The sequence below is a fragment of the Xanthomarina sp. F2636L genome, assembly GCF_026410195.1.
GTDB lineage: Bacteria > Bacteroidota > Bacteroidia > Flavobacteriales > Flavobacteriaceae > Xanthomarina.
In genome coordinates this window covers 39309-55671 of the sequence record NZ_JAPMLM010000068.1, presented here as the reverse complement: position 1 = coordinate 55671, position 16363 = coordinate 39309, and the positions used below count along the sequence as shown (strand labels likewise).

Annotated in this window: 30 protein-coding genes; all 30 read left to right on the top strand. The window is 34.4% G+C overall.

The window, feature by feature from the left end; all coding sequences use genetic code 11:
• Entirely contained in the window at positions 1-2127 is a 2127-nt protein-coding gene (gene fusA / locus OS191_RS07695; protein ID WP_267155120.1) for an elongation factor G, read from the top strand.
• A gap of 11 nt (positions 2128-2138) precedes the next feature.
• Positions 2139-2444: a 30S ribosomal protein S10 gene (gene rpsJ / locus OS191_RS07690; protein WP_010181931.1), complete on the top strand. Its 306-nt coding sequence runs from the start codon at positions 2139-2141 to the stop codon at positions 2442-2444.
• A 126-nt stretch (positions 2445-2570) separates the two neighbouring features.
• Complete coding sequence (gene rplC / locus OS191_RS07685) at positions 2571-3188, top strand: 50S ribosomal protein L3 (RefSeq protein ID WP_267155119.1); 618 nt, start codon at positions 2571-2573, stop codon at positions 3186-3188.
• Positions 3188-3817, top strand: a complete 630-nt coding sequence (gene rplD / locus OS191_RS07680) for a 50S ribosomal protein L4 (RefSeq protein WP_267155118.1) — start codon at positions 3188-3190, stop codon at positions 3815-3817. The genes rplC and rplD overlap by 1 nt, the downstream gene beginning before the upstream one ends.
• Positions 3818-3824: 7 nt before the next feature.
• Positions 3825-4115, top strand: coding sequence for a 50S ribosomal protein L23 (gene rplW / locus OS191_RS07675; RefSeq protein WP_040492195.1), 291 nt, complete (start codon positions 3825-3827; stop codon positions 4113-4115).
• Positions 4116-4125: 10 nt separating this feature from the next.
• A complete protein-coding gene (gene rplB, locus OS191_RS07670) occupies positions 4126-4950 on the top strand; it encodes a 50S ribosomal protein L2 (RefSeq protein ID WP_267155117.1) in 825 nt (274 codons plus the stop codon).
• Between the two features lie 3 nt (positions 4951-4953).
• On the top strand, positions 4954-5232 hold the full coding sequence (gene rpsS / locus OS191_RS07665; RefSeq protein ID WP_109308668.1) for a 30S ribosomal protein S19: 279 nt from the start codon (positions 4954-4956) through the stop codon (positions 5230-5232).
• 6 nt (positions 5233-5238) lie between these two features.
• Complete coding sequence (gene rplV / locus OS191_RS07660) at positions 5239-5646, top strand: 50S ribosomal protein L22 (RefSeq protein ID WP_267148280.1); 408 nt, start codon at positions 5239-5241, stop codon at positions 5644-5646.
• Positions 5647-5655: 9 nt separating this feature from the next.
• Positions 5656-6378, top strand: a complete 723-nt coding sequence (gene rpsC / locus OS191_RS07655; RefSeq protein WP_267155116.1) for a 30S ribosomal protein S3 — start codon at positions 5656-5658, stop codon at positions 6376-6378.
• 20 nt (positions 6379-6398) lie between these two features.
• The gene (rplP, locus tag OS191_RS07650; RefSeq protein WP_267155115.1) at positions 6399-6818 is read left to right on the top strand and encodes a 50S ribosomal protein L16; all 420 of its coding nucleotides are present in this window, start codon (positions 6399-6401) and stop codon (positions 6816-6818) included.
• A gap of 13 nt (positions 6819-6831) precedes the next feature.
• On the top strand, positions 6832-7023 hold the full coding sequence (gene rpmC / locus OS191_RS07645; protein ID WP_267155114.1) for a 50S ribosomal protein L29: 192 nt from the start codon (positions 6832-6834) through the stop codon (positions 7021-7023).
• A 13-nt stretch (positions 7024-7036) separates the two neighbouring features.
• A complete protein-coding gene (rpsQ, locus tag OS191_RS07640) occupies positions 7037-7294 on the top strand; it encodes a 30S ribosomal protein S17 (protein WP_267155771.1) in 258 nt (85 codons plus the stop codon).
• A gap of 2 nt (positions 7295-7296) precedes the next feature.
• Entirely contained in the window at positions 7297-7665 is a 369-nt protein-coding gene (rplN, locus tag OS191_RS07635) for a 50S ribosomal protein L14 (protein ID WP_007650464.1), read from the top strand.
• An 11-nt stretch (positions 7666-7676) separates the two neighbouring features.
• Entirely contained in the window at positions 7677-7988 is a 312-nt protein-coding gene (gene rplX, locus OS191_RS07630; RefSeq protein ID WP_267155113.1) for a 50S ribosomal protein L24, read from the top strand.
• Between the two features lie 2 nt (positions 7989-7990).
• The gene (gene rplE / locus OS191_RS07625; RefSeq protein WP_267155112.1) at positions 7991-8542 is read left to right on the top strand and encodes a 50S ribosomal protein L5; all 552 of its coding nucleotides are present in this window, start codon (positions 7991-7993) and stop codon (positions 8540-8542) included.
• A gap of 3 nt (positions 8543-8545) precedes the next feature.
• Entirely contained in the window at positions 8546-8815 is a 270-nt protein-coding gene (rpsN, locus tag OS191_RS07620; protein ID WP_267155111.1) for a 30S ribosomal protein S14, read from the top strand.
• A gap of 72 nt (positions 8816-8887) precedes the next feature.
• A complete protein-coding gene (gene rpsH, locus OS191_RS07615; RefSeq protein ID WP_267155110.1) occupies positions 8888-9286 on the top strand; it encodes a 30S ribosomal protein S8 in 399 nt (132 codons plus the stop codon).
• A gap of 17 nt (positions 9287-9303) precedes the next feature.
• Positions 9304-9846 (top strand): 50S ribosomal protein L6, encoded by a 543-nt coding sequence (gene rplF / locus OS191_RS07610; RefSeq protein ID WP_267155109.1) that lies wholly within the window; start codon positions 9304-9306, stop codon positions 9844-9846.
• Positions 9847-9856: 10 nt separating this feature from the next.
• Entirely contained in the window at positions 9857-10213 is a 357-nt protein-coding gene (rplR, locus tag OS191_RS07605; protein ID WP_267155108.1) for a 50S ribosomal protein L18, read from the top strand.
• 6 nt (positions 10214-10219) lie between these two features.
• Positions 10220-10744 carry a 30S ribosomal protein S5 gene (rpsE, locus tag OS191_RS07600; protein WP_267155107.1) on the top strand — a complete coding sequence of 175 codons (525 nt, stop codon included), beginning with the start codon at positions 10220-10222 and terminating at the stop codon, positions 10742-10744.
• A gap of 12 nt (positions 10745-10756) precedes the next feature.
• Positions 10757-10936, top strand: coding sequence for a 50S ribosomal protein L30 (gene rpmD / locus OS191_RS07595; protein WP_267155106.1), 180 nt, complete (start codon positions 10757-10759; stop codon positions 10934-10936).
• Positions 10937-10951: 15 nt separating this feature from the next.
• Positions 10952-11404: a 50S ribosomal protein L15 gene (rplO, locus tag OS191_RS07590; protein WP_109308680.1), complete on the top strand. Its 453-nt coding sequence runs from the start codon at positions 10952-10954 to the stop codon at positions 11402-11404.
• A 14-nt stretch (positions 11405-11418) separates the two neighbouring features.
• The gene (secY, locus tag OS191_RS07585; RefSeq protein WP_267155105.1) at positions 11419-12765 is read left to right on the top strand and encodes a preprotein translocase subunit SecY; all 1347 of its coding nucleotides are present in this window, start codon (positions 11419-11421) and stop codon (positions 12763-12765) included.
• Positions 12766-12776: 11 nt separating this feature from the next.
• Positions 12777-12992: a translation initiation factor IF-1 gene (gene infA / locus OS191_RS07580; RefSeq protein WP_007094967.1), complete on the top strand. Its 216-nt coding sequence runs from the start codon at positions 12777-12779 to the stop codon at positions 12990-12992.
• 4 nt (positions 12993-12996) lie between these two features.
• Positions 12997-13113 carry a type B 50S ribosomal protein L36 gene (gene ykgO, locus OS191_RS07575; RefSeq protein ID WP_013305171.1) on the top strand — a complete coding sequence of 39 codons (117 nt, stop codon included), beginning with the start codon at positions 12997-12999 and terminating at the stop codon, positions 13111-13113.
• A 2-nt stretch (positions 13114-13115) separates the two neighbouring features.
• On the top strand, positions 13116-13490 hold the full coding sequence (rpsM, locus tag OS191_RS07570) for a 30S ribosomal protein S13 (protein ID WP_267155104.1): 375 nt from the start codon (positions 13116-13118) through the stop codon (positions 13488-13490).
• 101 nt (positions 13491-13591) lie between these two features.
• On the top strand, positions 13592-13975 hold the full coding sequence (gene rpsK, locus OS191_RS07565) for a 30S ribosomal protein S11 (protein WP_267155103.1): 384 nt from the start codon (positions 13592-13594) through the stop codon (positions 13973-13975).
• Between the two features lie 178 nt (positions 13976-14153).
• Positions 14154-14759, top strand: a complete 606-nt coding sequence (gene rpsD / locus OS191_RS07560) for a 30S ribosomal protein S4 (protein WP_267155102.1) — start codon at positions 14154-14156, stop codon at positions 14757-14759.
• Between the two features lie 21 nt (positions 14760-14780).
• Positions 14781-15773, top strand: coding sequence for a DNA-directed RNA polymerase subunit alpha (locus OS191_RS07555; RefSeq protein WP_267155101.1), 993 nt, complete (start codon positions 14781-14783; stop codon positions 15771-15773).
• A 58-nt stretch (positions 15774-15831) separates the two neighbouring features.
• Positions 15832-16311: a 50S ribosomal protein L17 gene (gene rplQ, locus OS191_RS07550; RefSeq protein WP_267155100.1), complete on the top strand. Its 480-nt coding sequence runs from the start codon at positions 15832-15834 to the stop codon at positions 16309-16311.
• Positions 16312-16363 lie beyond the last annotated feature (52 nt).

Genomic DNA, 16363 nt, shown 5'->3' with positions numbered 1-16363 from the left:
ATGGCAAGAGATTTAAGATTAACAAGAAATATAGGTATTGCAGCTCACATTGATGCTGGTAAAACAACAACAACAGAACGTATCTTGTTCTACACTGGTGTAAACCATAAAATGGGTGAAACTCACCAAGGTTCATCAACAATGGACTGGATGGAGCAAGAAGCAGAGAGAGGTATTACAATTACTTCGGCTGCAACTACTTGCGACTGGGTTTTTCCAATGGAAAACGCGAAGCCAACTGAAGATGCGCAAAGTTATCACTTTAATATTATTGACACTCCTGGTCACGTAGATTTTACCGTAGAGGTAAACCGTTCATTACGTGTATTAGATGGTTTAGTATTCTTATTTAGTGCAGTAGATGGTGTTGAGCCACAATCTGAAACTAACTGGAGACTTGCAGATAATTATAAAGTTCCAAGAATTGGTTTCGTTAATAAAATGGACCGTCAAGGATCTGATTTTATGATGGTTTGTAACCAAGTTAAGGAAATGTTAGGGTCTAATGCCGTGCCAATTGTTTTAAATATTGGTGATGAAGAGAATTTTAAAGGGATAGTAGATTTAGTAAAAAACAGAGCAATTGTATGGCACGATGAGAACTACGGTTCGACTTTTGATGTTGTAGATATTCCTGAAGATATGAAAGATGAAGTACGAAAATATCGTGCTTTATTAATCGAGGAAGTTGCTGGTTATGATGAAGATTTATTAGAAAAATTCATGGAAGATGAAGATTCTATTACAGAAGACGAAGTGCACGCTGCACTTAGGGCTGCTGTAATGGATATGGCAATTATTCCTATGGTTTGCGGTTCTTCATTTAAAAATAAAGGGGTACAGTTCTTATTAGATGCTGTTTGTCGTTATTTACCTTCTCCAATGGATAGAGAAAGTGTAATAGGAACAAATCCAGATACTGATAAAGAAGAAAGACGTAAACCAGATGTTAAAGAGCCTTTTTCTGCTCTAGCATTTAAAATTGCTACCGATCCTTTTGTAGGACGTTTAGCATTCTTCCGTGCGTATTCAGGTCGTTTAGATGCTGGATCGTATATCTTGAACAATCGTTCAGGTAAAAAGGAACGTATTTCACGTATCTACCAAATGCACTCTAATAAACAAATTGCTATCGATTTTATCGAAGCAGGAGATATTGGTGCTGCAGTAGGATTTAAAGATATTAAAACAGGAGATACGATGTCTGATGAAAAGCATCCTATTGTTTTAGAATCTATGGACTTCCCAGATCCAGTAATTGGTATCGCGGTAGAGCCAAAAACTAAAGCAGATGTTGATAAGTTAGGTATGGCTTTATCTAAATTAGCTGAAGAAGATCCAACGTTTACAGCTAGAACTGACGAGAATTCAGGTCAAACAATTATATCAGGAATGGGTGAGCTTCACTTAGATATTATTGTCGATCGTTTACGTCGTGAGTTTAAAGTAGAAGTAAATCAAGGACAACCACAGGTTGAATATAAAGAGGCTATTACACAACGTGCTGAACACAGAGAGGTTTATAAGAAGCAATCTGGTGGACGTGGTAAATTTGCTGATATAGTATTTACATTAGAGCCTGCAGATGAAGGTGTTGTTGGATTACAGTTTGAATCAGTAATTAAAGGTGGTAACGTTCCTAAAGAATTTATCCCTTCAATTGAAAAAGGATTCAAAATGGCTATGGTTAATGGACCGCTTGCAGGATACGAAGTTGATGCGATGAAAGTAACATTAACTGATGGATCTTATCACGATGTGGATTCGGATCAATTATCATTCGAATTAGCTGCAAAATTAGGATTTAAAGCTGCAGCAAAAGCTGCTAAAGCAGTAATTATGGAGCCAATCATGAAACTTGAGGTAATTACTCCTGAAGAAAACATGGGTGACATTGTAGGAGATTTAAACCGTCGTCGTGGACAAATGAGTGATATGGGAGATAGAGCAGGTGCAAAAACTGTAAAAGCTACTGTTCCTTTATCAGAAATGTTCGGTTATGTAACTACATTAAGAACGTTGTCTTCAGGACGTGCAACATCAACAATGGAATTTTCACACTATGCTGAAACGCCTTCTAATATTTCAGAAGAAGTTATAAAAGCTGCTAAAGGTATCGAATCGTAAATCTTAAGAAAATGAGTCAAAAAATTAGAATAAAATTAAAGTCTTACGATCACAATTTAGTAGACAAGTCTGCTGAGAAGATTGTAAAAACAGTAAAAAGTACAGGTGCAGTTGTAACAGGACCAATTCCGTTACCAACACACAAGAAAATTTTCACTGTATTACGTTCACCACACGTTAATAAGAAGTCTAGAGAACAATTTCAATTAAGCTCTTATAAGCGTTTACTTGATATTTACTCATCATCTTCAAAAACAATTGATGCTTTGATGAAACTTGAATTACCAAGTGGTGTTGAAGTAGAGATTAAAGTGTAAGTAAAATACAAACATGTCCTTAACGATGGTTTTGGAAAAACGGTAAAAATACAATTCAAGGCTGAAACGTATTTTCAGCCTTGAATTTTTAATAAATAGAATAGTAATAATTAATAATTAATAAATATGTCTGGGTTAATAGGAAAAAAGATCGGTATGACCAGCATTTTCGATGAAAATGGAAAGAACATTCCATGTACAGTAATCGAAGCTGGACCATGTATCGTTACCCAAGTCAGAACTGAAGAAGTTGATGGTTATAAAGCTATCCAACTTGGTTTCGATGACGCGACAGAAAAAAGTGCTACTAAAGCTGACTTAGGTCATGCCAAAAAAGCAGGAACTTCTGTTAAACGCAAAATCGTTGAATTCAAAGGTTTTGATAAGGAGTACAAATTAGGAGATGCAATAACAGTAGAGCACTTTATAGAAGGTGAGTTTGTTGATATTGCAGGAACATCAAAAGGAAAAGGATTCCAAGGTGTTGTAAAACGTCACGGTTTTGCTGGTGTAGGTCAAGCTACTCACGGACAACATAACCGTTTAAGAGCACCAGGTTCTATTGGAGCTGCTTCTTATCCTGCAAGAGTTTTTAAAGGAATGAAGATGGCCGGAAGAATGGGTGGAGAAAGAGTGAATGTTGAAAATTTAAAAGTTTTAAAAGTAGTGCCAGAAAAGAATCTACTTGTGGTTAAAGGTTGTGTGCCTGGCCATAAAAACTCTTATGTAATTATTCAGAAATAATGAAAGTAGCAGTTTTAGATATAAACGGAAAAGAAACAGGAAGAAAGGCAGACCTTTCGGATGCTGTTTTTGCTATTGAGCCTAATAACCACGCTGTATATTTGGATGTTAAACAATATTTAGCAAACCAAAGACAAGGAACTCACAAATCTAAAGAGAGAGCTGAGATTTCCGGAAGTACACGTAAAATTAAAAAACAAAAGGGAACGGGTACAGCAAGAGCTGGATCTATCAAGTCTGGAGTTTTTAAAGGTGGTGGACGTATTTTTGGTCCTAGACCAAGAAACTATAGCTTTAAATTAAATAAAAATTTAAAGCGTTTAGCTAGAAAATCGGCCTTAAGTATTAAAGCAAGTGAGAAGTCAATTGTAGTTTTAGAAGACTTTAATTTTGAAACTCCAAAGACTAAAAACTTCACTGCTGTTTTAAATGCTTTAAACCTAGATAATAAAAAATCTCTCTTTGTGTTGGGTGCTTCAAATAATAATGTATATTTGTCCTCACGCAATTTGAAAGGTTCTGAAGTTATAAATAGCTCAGAATTAAGCACTTATAAGATTTTAAATGCAAATCAGATTGTGCTTTTAGAGAGCTCTTTAGAAGGAATTGAATTGAATTTAAGTAAATAAGAAACAAATGAATATCTTAATTAAACCTATAATCACAGAAAAAGCGACTGCAGATAGCGAGTTAAGAAACTGCTATACTTTCGCAGTGAATACCAAGGCGAACAAGGTAGAAATTAAAAAAGCGGTTGAAGCTGCTTATGGCGTTTCTGTTGAAAAAGTTCGTACTATAAATGTCCGTCCAGATAGAAAAACTAAGTTTACAAAAACTGGTATTCAACATGGTAAAACAAATGCTGTTAAAAAGGCAATTGTACAACTGGCGGAAGGTGAAATGATTGATTTATACAGTAACATGTAATTAAAGACAAATGTCAGTAAGAAAATTAAAACCAATCACACCAGGACAGCGATTTAGAGTAGTAAATGGGTATGACGCCATAACTACTGATAAGCCGGAAAAGAGTTTACTCGTTCCGAACAAAAGGTCTGGTGGTAGAAACAGTCAAGGAAAAATGACCATGCGCTATATAGGTGGAGGTCATAAAAGAAAGTATCGTATTATCGATTTTAAACGTAACAAAACTGGAATTCCAGCAGAAGTTAAGTCTATCGAGTACGATCCAAACAGAACAGCTTTTATTGCTTTATTGAATTATCAAGATGGCGTAAAATCATACATTATTGCACCAAACGGATTGCAGGTTGGTCAAACAGTAGTGTCTGGAGATGATGTTCCAACTGAAATAGGTAATGCAATGCCATTATCTAAAATTCCTTTAGGAACTATTATTTCAGGTGTAGAATTACGTCCAGGACAAGGAGCTGTTATGGCTAGAAGTGCTGGAACTTTTGCTCAATTAATGGCGAGAGATGGTAAGTTTGCATCTATTAAGTTGCCTTCTGGAGAAACTCGTTTAGTGTTAGTAACTTGTATGGCTACTATAGGCGTTGTTTCAAACTCGGATCATCAATTGTTAGTATCTGGTAAAGCAGGTAGAACAAGATGGTTAGGAAGAAGACCTCGTACAAGACCAGTAGTAATGAACCCTGTCGATCATCCAATGGGTGGTGGTGAAGGTAAGTCTGCTGGTGGACACCCAAGAAATAGAAACGGTGTGCCTGCTAAAGGTTACAGAACGCGTTCTAAGACAAAAGCGAGTAATAAATATATTGTAGAACGTAGAAAGAAATAAGCCATGTCAAGATCATTAAAAAAAGGACCTTACGTTCATTATAAATTAGAGAAGAAAGTTGCTACAAATGTAGAGACTAACAAGAAAACAGTAATCAAAACTTGGTCAAGAGCCTCTATGATTACACCAGATTTTGTTGGACAAACTATTGCAGTGCATAACGGTCGTCAATTTGTACCGGTATATGTAACTGAGAATATGGTAGGACATAAATTAGGAGAATTTTCACCAACAAGATCTTTTAGAGGTCATGCAGGTGCTAAAAACAAAGGTAAAAAGTAGTAAGCTATGGGAAGTCGTAAAAAACAAATGGCAGACGCGATTAAGGAAGAGAAAAAGCATATTGCTTTCGCTAAACTTAATAACTGTCCTACATCACCAAGAAAAATGCGTTTAGTAGCCGATTTAGTAAGAGGTGAAAAAGTAGAAAAAGCGCTTAATATATTGAAATTCAGTCAAAAAGAAGCTTCAAATCGTTTAGAAACATTGTTGTTGTCTGCAATTGCAAACTGGCAAGCTAAAAACGAAGATGCAAGTATTGAAGAAGCTGAATTATTTGTAAAAGAGATACGAGTTGATGGAGGATCTATGTTAAAAAGATTACGTCCAGCACCTCAAGGTCGCGCGCACAGAATTAGAAAACGTTCAAACCACGTAACAATTGTGGTAGGAGCTAACAATAACACACAAAGTTAAGATAGAGATATGGGACAAAAAACAAATCCAATCGGAAATCGCTTAGGAATTATCAGAGGATGGGAATCTAACTGGTACGGAGGAAACGATTATGGCGACAAACTTGCCGAAGACGATAAGATCAGAAAGTATATCCATGCTCGTCTATCTAAAGCTAGTGTTTCAAGAGTAATAATCGAGAGAACTCTTAAACTTGTAACCGTTACTATCACAACTGCTAGACCTGGTATTATTATCGGAAAAGGTGGTCAAGAGGTAGACAAGTTAAAGGAAGAACTTAAGAAAATTACTGGTAAAGAAGTTCAAATAAATATATTTGAAATTAAAAGACCGGAACTTGATGCGCATTTAGTAGCAGCAAGTGTTGCTCGTCAAATTGAGAATAGAATTTCTTACAGACGTGCAATCAAAATGGCTATCGCTGCAACTATGCGAATGAATGCAGAAGGAATAAAAATTCAAATTAGTGGTCGTTTAAATGGTGCTGAAATGGCGCGTAGCGAACATTATAAAGAAGGACGTATTCCATTATCAACATTCAGAGCCGATATTGATTATGCTTTAGTTGAGGCCCACACTACTTATGGTAGATTAGGGATTAAAGTATGGATCATGAAAGGTGAAGTATATGGTAAAAGAGAACTTTCTCCTCTTGTTGGGTTATCTAAGAAGCAAGGAAAAGGTGGACGAGGAGCTGGAAGTAATACTAACAAACCTCGTCGTAGAAAGTAATTTTTTAAAGAACAAGAAAAATGTTACAGCCTAAAAAAACAAAATTTCGTAAGCAACAAAAGGGACGTATGAAAGGTAACGCCGGAAGGGGTCATCGTTTATCAAGTGGAACTTTTGGTATAAAATCGTTAGACACGAGCTTTGTTACAGCTCGTCAAATAGAAGCAGCACGTATTGCCGCTACACGTTTCATGAAAAGAGAAGGATCTATCTGGATTAAAATATTTCCAGATAAGCCAATTACAAAGAAACCTCTTGAAGTACGTATGGGTAAAGGTAAAGGTGCCGTAGAATACTGGGTAGCATCTGTGCTACCAGGTAGAATATTATTTGAAGTAGGTGGCGTGCCACTAGAAGTAGCTAAAGAAGCATTGCGTCTAGCAGCACAAAAACTACCAGTTAAAACTAAGTTTATAATTGCTCGAGATTACGAAGCATAATTTATTTGATATTATGAAACAATCAGAAATTAAAGAATTATCTGTAGCTGAGTTACAAGAGAAACTTAGTGAAACTAAAAAGAGTTATTTAGATTTAAAAATGACTCATACAATTTCTCCTTTAGAGAACCCAATTCAATTACGTTCTGTAAGAAGAGACGTAGCAAGAATTGCGACTGAATTAACTAAAAGAGATTTACAATAATTCTGCCGAAATGATGGAAACAAGAAATTTAAGAAAAGAACGTATAGGGGTAGTTACTAGTAACAAAATGCAAAAATCAATAGTAGTTGCAGAAGTTAAAAAAGTAAAACATCCTATGTATGGAAAGTTCGTGTTAAAAACGAAAAAATACGTTGCACACGACGAAACGAACGATTGCAATATTGGAGATACTGTAAAGATCATGGAAACAAGACCTATGAGTAAATCTAAATGTTGGAGACTAGTTGAAATAATCGAAAGAGCTAAATAATTATGATACAAACAGAATCAAGATTAAAAGTAGCTGATAACACTGGAGCAAAAGAAGTATTAACCATACGTGTTTTAGGTGGTACCAAAAGAAGATACGCATCTGTAGGTGATAAAATTGTTGTTACAGTTAAAGATGCAACACCTAATGGAAACATTAAAAAAGGTGCTGTTTCAACTGCAGTTGTTGTACGTACAAGAAAAGAAGTAAGAAGACCAGACGGATCTTATATTAGATTCGACGATAACGCATGTGTTTTGTTAAACCCAACGGGTGAAATGAGAGGAACACGTGTATTTGGTCCTGTTGCAAGAGAACTTCGTGATAAACAATTCATGAAAATTGTATCACTAGCACCAGAAGTGCTTTAATACAAAAAAAAATGACAAAGCTTAAAATAAAATCAGGAGATACTGTAAAAGTAATAGCTGGAGATCATAAAGGATCAGAAGGAAAAGTACTTAAAGTATTAATAGATAAGAACAAAGCGATCGTTGAGGGTATTAACATGGTTAAGAAACACACTAAACCAAGTGCACAAAATCCTCAAGGTGGAATCGTAGAAAAAGAAGCAGCTATTCAAATTTCTAACTTATCATTGTTAACTTCAAAAGGAGAAACAACAAGAGTTGGATATAGAATGGAAGGCGATAAAAAAGTAAGATTTTCAAAAAAATCTAATGAAGTAATATAGTTATGGCATATACACCTAGACTTAAGGAAGAGTACAAAAGCAGAGTAACTGCAGCTCTTACAGACGAATTTGGTTATAAGAACATCATGATGGTGCCTAAACTTCAAAAGATAGTATTATCTAAAGGAGTAGGAGCGGCAGTAGCTGATAAAAAGTTAATCGACCACGCAGTGGAAGAATTAACAACTATAACAGGACAAAAGACAATTGCAACCATCTCTAAAAAAGATGTTGCATCATTCAAATTACGTAAAGGAATGCCAATTGGCGCGAAAGTTACTTTACGTGGAGAAAGAATGTATGAATTTTTAGACCGTTTAATTACTTCAGCATTACCACGAGTTAGAGACTTTAATGGTATTAAAGCAACAGGATTCGATGGTAGAGGTAATTACAATTTAGGAATTACTGAACAAATTATCTTTCCAGAAATCGATATCGATAAGGTAAATAAAATTTCGGGAATGGATATTACATTTGTAACCTCTGCAGAGACAGATAAGGAAGCAAAATCATTATTAACAGAATTAGGATTACCTTTTCAAAAGAATTAAGATATGGCTAAAGAATCAATGAAAGCCCGTGAGGTAAAAAGAGCAAAAACAGTAGCAAAATATGCTGAGAAACGTAAAGCTTTAAAAGAAGCTGGAGATTACGAAGCATTACAAAAGTTACCAAAAAATGCTTCTCCTGTACGCATGCACAACCGTTGTAAGCTAACAGGTAGACCAAAAGGGTATATGAGAACTTTTGGACTTTCTCGTGTTATGTTCAGAGAAATGGCTAACCAAGGTTTAATACCTGGTGTTAAGAAAGCTAGCTGGTAATATAAAAATTAATTATAAACTGGATTAAGGTTTAACAATAATGTTAAAAACCAATTCCGAAATTTAATAACTATGAATACAGATCCAATTGCGGATTATCTAACTAGAGTTAGAAATGCTGTCCGAGCTAACCACAGAGTGGTAGAGATTCCAGCATCTAATTTAAAAAAGGAAATTACTAAAATATTATTCGAACAAGGATATATTTTAAGTTACAAGTTCGAAGACAATGCTGTACAGGGAACAATTAAAATTGCTCTTAAATACAACAAAGAAACTAAAGAACCTGTAATTAAAAAGATTCAAAGAATAAGTAAACCAGGTTTACGTAAGTATGCAAGTTCAAAAGAACTACCTAGAATTCTAAATGGTCTTGGTATTGCTATTGTTTCTACTTCTCATGGAGTAATGACAGGCAAACAAGCTCAAAGAGCAAATATAGGTGGCGAAGTACTTTGTTACGTTTACTAATTAAAAACGAATAAGACATGTCAAGAATAGGTAATAACCCAGTAGAAATTCCAGCAGGAATTACAGTTGATATAAACGACAATATTGTTACAGTAAAGGGGAAGTTAGGAGAATTAACTCAAGAATTTTCTGATGTAACCATAAAAGTTGAAGACGGAAATGTATTAGTAGAACGTCCTACAGATGCTAAAGCACATAAAGCAAAACACGGACTTTATAGATCTTTAATCAATAATATGATTACAGGTGTATCTACAGGATGGACAAAACAATTAGAATTGGTAGGTGTTGGTTATAGAGCATCTAATCAGGGACAAAAGTTAGACTTAGCGTTAGGATTTTCTCATAATATAATATTAGATATTGCTTCTGAAGTACAACTTGAAACAATTTCTGAAAAAGGAAAAAATCCAATTATAAAATTAACTTCAACAGACAAACAATTAGTTGGACAAGTAGCAGCTAAAATACGTGGATTTAGACCACCAGAGCCTTATAAAGGTAAAGGAGTTAAATTTGTAGGAGAAGTATTAAGAAGAAAAGCAGGTAAATCAGCTTAATAATTAAGTTATGGCATTAACAAAGAACGAAAGACGATTAAGAATTAAAAGCAGAGTTCGTAAAATAGTTTCAGGAACTGAAGCTAGACCAAGATTATCTGTTTTTAGAAGTAATAAAGAAATATATGCTCAAGTTGTAGATGACGTATCTGGTAAAACAATCAGTGCAGCATCTTCAAGAGATAAAGACATTAGTTCTGCTAAAGGTACTAAAACAGAAATAGCTGGATTAGTAGGTAAAGCAGTAGCTGAAAAAGCCCTTAAGGCAGGTGTAGACACGATCTCTTTTGATAGAGGTGGATATTTATATCATGGTAGAGTAAAATCATTAGCCGAAGGAGCTAGAGAAGCAGGACTTAAATTCTAAGAAATTATGTATCAGAAATACAAAAGCGCAGAGTTAGTAAAGCCAAGTGGATTAGATCTTAAAGATCGTTTAGTTGGAGTACAGAGAGTTACAAAAGTAACTAAAGGTGGTAGAGCATTCGGTTTTTCAGCAATTGTTGTTGTTGGAGATGAAGCAGGTGTAGTAGGTCACGGTTTAGGTAAATCTAAAGACGTTGCTAGTGCAATTGCAAAAGCTATTGAAGACGCTAAGAAAAATTTAGTGCGAATTCCTTTAGTAAAAAGAACATTACCACACGAACAAAAAGGTAAATACGGAGGAGCAAGAGTAAATATTATTCCTGCAGCTCCAGGTACTGGTGTTATTGCTGGTGGTGCTGTAAGAACAGTATTAGAGGCAGTAGGTATTCACGATGTTTTGTCAAAATCACAAGGTTCATCAAATCCTCATAACGTAGTAAAAGCTACTTTTGATGCTTTATTGCAACTAAGAGACGTAAATACTATTGCACGTGATAGAGGTATATCGATAGAAAAAGTTTTTAAAGGATAATACAGGATAACGATGGCAAAAATAAAAGTAAAAAAAGTAAAGAGCGCGATCAATCGTACCTTAAGACAAAAAAGAACTCTTGAAGCTCTTGGTCTTAAAAAGATTGGACAAGTCGTAGAGCACGATGCCACACCAAACATCCTTGGTATGGTTTCTAAAGTTTCACATTTAGTTTCTGTTGAAGAAGCTTAAAATATAACACTGAAAATGGATTTAAGTAATTTAAAACCTGCAGAAGGTTCAGTTAAAAGTCAAGGAAAACGTATAGGACGTGGACAAGGTTCTGGAAAAGGTGGTACTGCAACTCGTGGTCACAAAGGAGCGAAATCTCGTTCTGGATATTCTAAGAAAATTGGATTTGAAGGAGGGCAAATGCCTCTTCAAAGACGTGTGCCTAAATTTGGCTTTACTAATATTAATAGAATAGAACATCAAGGAATTAATCTTGATACGTTACAACAATTAGTAGACGAAAAGAAAATAAAAGATACTTTAGATTTTGAAACACTTGTTGCTTTAAGATTAGCTAGAAAGAACGAACTAGTTAAAATTTTAGGAAGAGGCGAATTAAAAGCTAAATTAAAAGTATCTGCTCATAAGTTTACCGCTTCAGCAAAAGCTGCGATTGAAGCTGCAGGAGGAGAAACTGTAACTTTATAATCACAAACAAGCGCATGAAATTTATAGAGACACTTAAGAATGTTTGGAAAATAGAGGAATTAAGAAACAGAATCATTTTAACTCTTGGTTTGTTATTAGTTTATCGTTTTGGCGCACAAGTGGTATTACCAGGTATTGATGCTTCTCAATTGGAAAATTTACAGAGCAACACAGAATCTGGTTTATTAGGTTTATTAAATGCATTTACAGGAGGAGCATTTGCTAACGCTTCTGTTTTTGCATTAGGAATTATGCCTTATATCTCTGCTTCCATTGTAGTTCAATTAATGGGAATTGCAATTCCTTATTTACAGAAATTACAAAAAGAAGGAGCTAGTGGTCAAAAGAAAATAACACAAATTACACGTTGGTTAACTATTGCTATCTGTTTAGTGCAAGCACCAGGATATTTAGCTAGTTTACCTTCTGCATTTGGTATTCCACAAAGTGCCTTTTTATTAGGTACAGGTGGTGTATTCTATTTTTCTTCAATAGTAATTTTAGTAACAGGTTGTATCTTTGCTATGTGGTTAGGAGAAAAAATTACCGATAAAGGTATTGGTAACGGAATCTCTTTATTAATTATGGTTGGTATTATTGCCACCTTGCCAAAAGCATTTTTACAAAACGCTTCATCTAGATTAGAAGGGAATAACGTGATGTTAATTCTTTTTGAATTGGTAATCTGGTTAGTTATTATTTTAGCTTCTATTATGTTAGTGATGGCAGTTAGAAAAATAGCCGTACAATATGCTAGAAGAACGGCTTCTGGAGGGTACGAAAAGAATGTTATGGGATCTAGACAGTTTTTACCATTAAAACTAAATGCATCTGGTGTAATGCCAATCATCTTTGCACAAGCAATTATGTTTGTACCAAGCTTAATAGGTGGAACCTCGTTCTTAAAAGATACCAATGCAGGTCAATGGATGCAAACAAACTTTGCCGATATATTTGGTTTCTGGTATAACTTAGTATTTGCTTTATTAATAATTGTATTTACATATTTTTATACAGCAATTACGGTACCAACAAACAAAATGGCAGACGATTTAAAACGTAGTGGAGGTTTTATTCCTGGAATTCGTCCAGGAGGTGAAACTTCAGAATATCTAGATAAAATAATGTCTCAAATAACATTACCTGGATCTATCTTTTTAGCATTAATAGCTGTGTTCCCAGCCATTATAGTAAAGCTAATGAGTGTGCAATCAGGTTGGGCCTTATTTTTCGGTGGAACCTCACTATTAATTATGGTTGGAGTTGCAATAGATACTATGCAACAAGTAAATTCGTACTTGTTAAATAGACATTACGATGGCTTGATGAAAACAGGTAAAAATAGAAAAGCAGTAGCTTAATATATCATACTATGGCAAAACAAGCAGCAATAGAACAAGATGGAACAATTATAGAAGCATTATCTAATGCTATGTTCCGTGTTGAACTAGAAAATGGTCACATTGTGACAGCGCATATATCTGGTAAAATGCGTATGCATTATATAAAATTATTACCAGGAGATAAAGTAAAATTAGAAATGAGTCCTTACGATTTAACTAAGGCTAGAATAACTTATAGATACTAATACGATGAAAGTAAGAGCATCAGTTAAAAAAAGAAGTGCAGATTGTAAAATCGTGCGTAGAAAAGGTAGACTTTACGTAATTAACAAAAAGAATCCTAGATTCAAACAAAGACAAGGATAGTTATGGCAAGAATTGCAGGTGTAGACATACCAAAAAACAAGAGAGGAGTTATCTCCTTAACTTATATCTATGGAATAGGTAGAAGTAGATCAAAAGAAATTTTAGCTTTAGCTAAAGTTGAAGAAAGTACAAAAGTTCAAGATTGGACAGACGACGAAATTAGTAATATTCGTGAAGCTGTTGGTTCTTTCACTATTGAAGGAGAGTTACGTTCTGAAACACAATTAAACATTAAGCGATTAATGGATATTGGTTGTTACAGAGGTATCCGTCATAGAGCTGGTCTTCCATTAAGAGGACAACGTACAAAAAACAACTCTAGAACTAGAAAAGGTAGAAGAAAAACTGTTGCTAACAAAAAAATGGCAACTAAATAACAATTAGTCTTTAGTCTTTAGACGTTGGAAAGAATCTGTTTGAAATTTAACGGTTTAGGATTCTAGCGACTATAAACTATTACTAAAAACTAAACTTTAATATGGCAAAGGCAAGTACTAAAAAGCGTAAAGTAATTATTGATGCAGTTGGTGAAGCTCACATAACAGCATCTTTTAACAACATTATTATTTCGCTTACAAACAAAAAAGGAGACGTTATTTCATGGTCTTCTGCTGGTAAAATGGGATTCCGTGGATCTAAAAAGAACACACCTTACGCAGCTCAATTAGCCGCTGAAGATGCTGCAGGCGTAGCACAAGAAGCTGGATTGAAAAAAGTAAAAGTGTATGTAAAAGGTCCAGGAAATGGTAGAGAATCTGCTATCCGTTCTATCCATAATGCAGGAATTGAAGTAACAGAAATTATTGATGTTACTCCATTACCACATAATGGTTGTCGTCCTCCAAAAAGAAGACGTGTATAAATTATATATAGCGTAATATTGACATCAACTATTTTTTAATAGTTGATGTCAATATTTATATGTAAATTTGCAAACTGAAAAAAATATATTATTAACAAGTATCAACGAGAGATTAACGGTTATCGAAGGATAAGACTAAGACCTTAATTCATAATCACTCTCTAAACAAATTTTAAAAATGGCAAGATATACTGGTCCTAAAACTAAAATAGCTCGTAAATTTGGCGAAGCTATATATGGAGAAGATAAATCTTTTGAAAAAAGAAACTATCCTCCAGGTCAACATGGTGCAAACAAGCGTCGTGGAAAAAAATCTGAATATGCAATCCAATTAATGGAGAAGCAAAAAGCAAAATATACTTATGGTGTATTAGAAAAGCAATTCAGAAACATGTTTAAAAAAGCAACAGCTGCTCCTGGAATTACAGGTGAGGTGTTGTTACAACTTTGTGAGTCTAGATTAGACAACGTAGTTTATAGAATGGGAATCTCTCCGTCTAGAAACGGTTCAAGACAATTAGTTTCTCACAGACATATTACAGTAAACGGAGAAATAGTGAATATCCCTTCTTACCAGTTAAGAGCTGGAGATGTTGTTGCTGTAAGAGAAAAATCTAAATCACTTGAAGCTATTGATAAATCTTTATCAAATTCAAGTCAAGTTTACGAATGGATTACATGGAATAACGAATTAAAGCAAGGAACTTATGTTTCTGTACCAGCTAGAATTCAAATTCCAGAAAATATCAACGAACAATTCATCGTCGAATTATACTCTAAATAATAACTGATACAAATCGCAAATATGGCAGTATTTAATTTTCAAAAGCCCGACAAAGTAATCATGATTGATTCAACAGATTTTGAAGGCAAATTCGAATTTCGTCCTTTAGAACCTGGTTACGGATTAACAGTTGGAAATGCTTTAAGAAGAGTTTTACTTTCTTCTTTAGAAGGATTTGCAGTAACTTCAGTTAGAATGGAAGGTGTAGATCATGAATTTTCTACTATTGCAGGTGTAGTTGAAGATGTAACTGAAATTATTTTAAACTTAAAACAAGTTCGTTTTAAAAGACAAATAGAGGATGTGGACAGCGAGTCTGTTTCAATATCTATTTCAGGACAAAATCAAATAACAGCTGGTGATTTCCAAAAATTTATCTCAGGATTCCAAGTATTAAATTCAGAATTAGTACTTTGTAATTTAGATCCTAAGGTTAATATTAATATGGAAATTACAATTGAAAAAGGTAGAGGATATGTGCCTGCAGAAGAAAATAAAAAAGCTTCAGCTCCAATAGGAACAATCTTTACAGATTCAATTTACACACCTATAAAAAATGTTAAGTATAGTGTTGAAAACTATCGTGTAGAACAAAAAACAGATTACGAAAAACTAGTTTTCGAAATCATAACTGATGGTTCAATTACACCTCAAGATGCTTTAACTGAAGCTGCTAAAACATTAATTCACCACTTCATGTTATTCTCAGATGAGAGAATTACTCTTGAAGCGGATGAAATTGCTCAAACAGAAACTTATGATGAAGAATCTCTTCATATGAGACAACTATTGAAAACTAAATTAGTTGATATGGATCTTTCTGTACGTGCTCTTAACTGTTTAAAAGCTGCAGAAGTAGATACTCTTGGAGACCTAGTGTCTTTTAATAAGAATGACTTAATGAAGTTCCGTAACTTTGGTAAGAAATCTTTAACCGAGCTTGAAGAGCTTGTAAATGTTAAAGGCTTAAACTTTGGAATGGACCTTTCTAAATATAAATTAGATAAAGATTAATTAATCATATTTTGCTCCTCGATGTCGAGTTTGGTAGCAAGATGATAAAACAAATGTCATGAGACACGGAAAAAAAATAAATCACTTAGGTAGAAAAACAGCTCATAGAAAATCTATGTTAGCTAATATGGCTTGTTCTTTAATAGAGCACAAACGTATTAACACAACTGTAGCTAAAGCAAAGGCTTTAAAACAATTTGTTGAGCCAATGATAACTAAGTCTAAAGAAGACACAACTCATAACAGACGTATTGTTATGTCTCGTTTAAGACAAAAAGAAGCGGTTGCAGAATTGTTTAGAGATGTAGCTCCTAAAGTTGGAGACAGACCAGGTGGATATACTAGAATTATTAAACTAGGTAACCGTTTGGGTGATAATGCTGATATGGCAATGATCGAACTTGTAGATTACAACGAAATTTACAATGCAGGTAAGGCTACTAAGAAAACAACTAGAAGAAGTAGAAGAAGTGGTTCTAAATCAGCTGAAACTGCTGCTCCTGCTACAGAAACTAAGGCTACTAACGAAGAAGAATAGTTAAATTTTCTGTAAATAAATGTTAATTATTAAAGGATAGACTTGTTTAGTC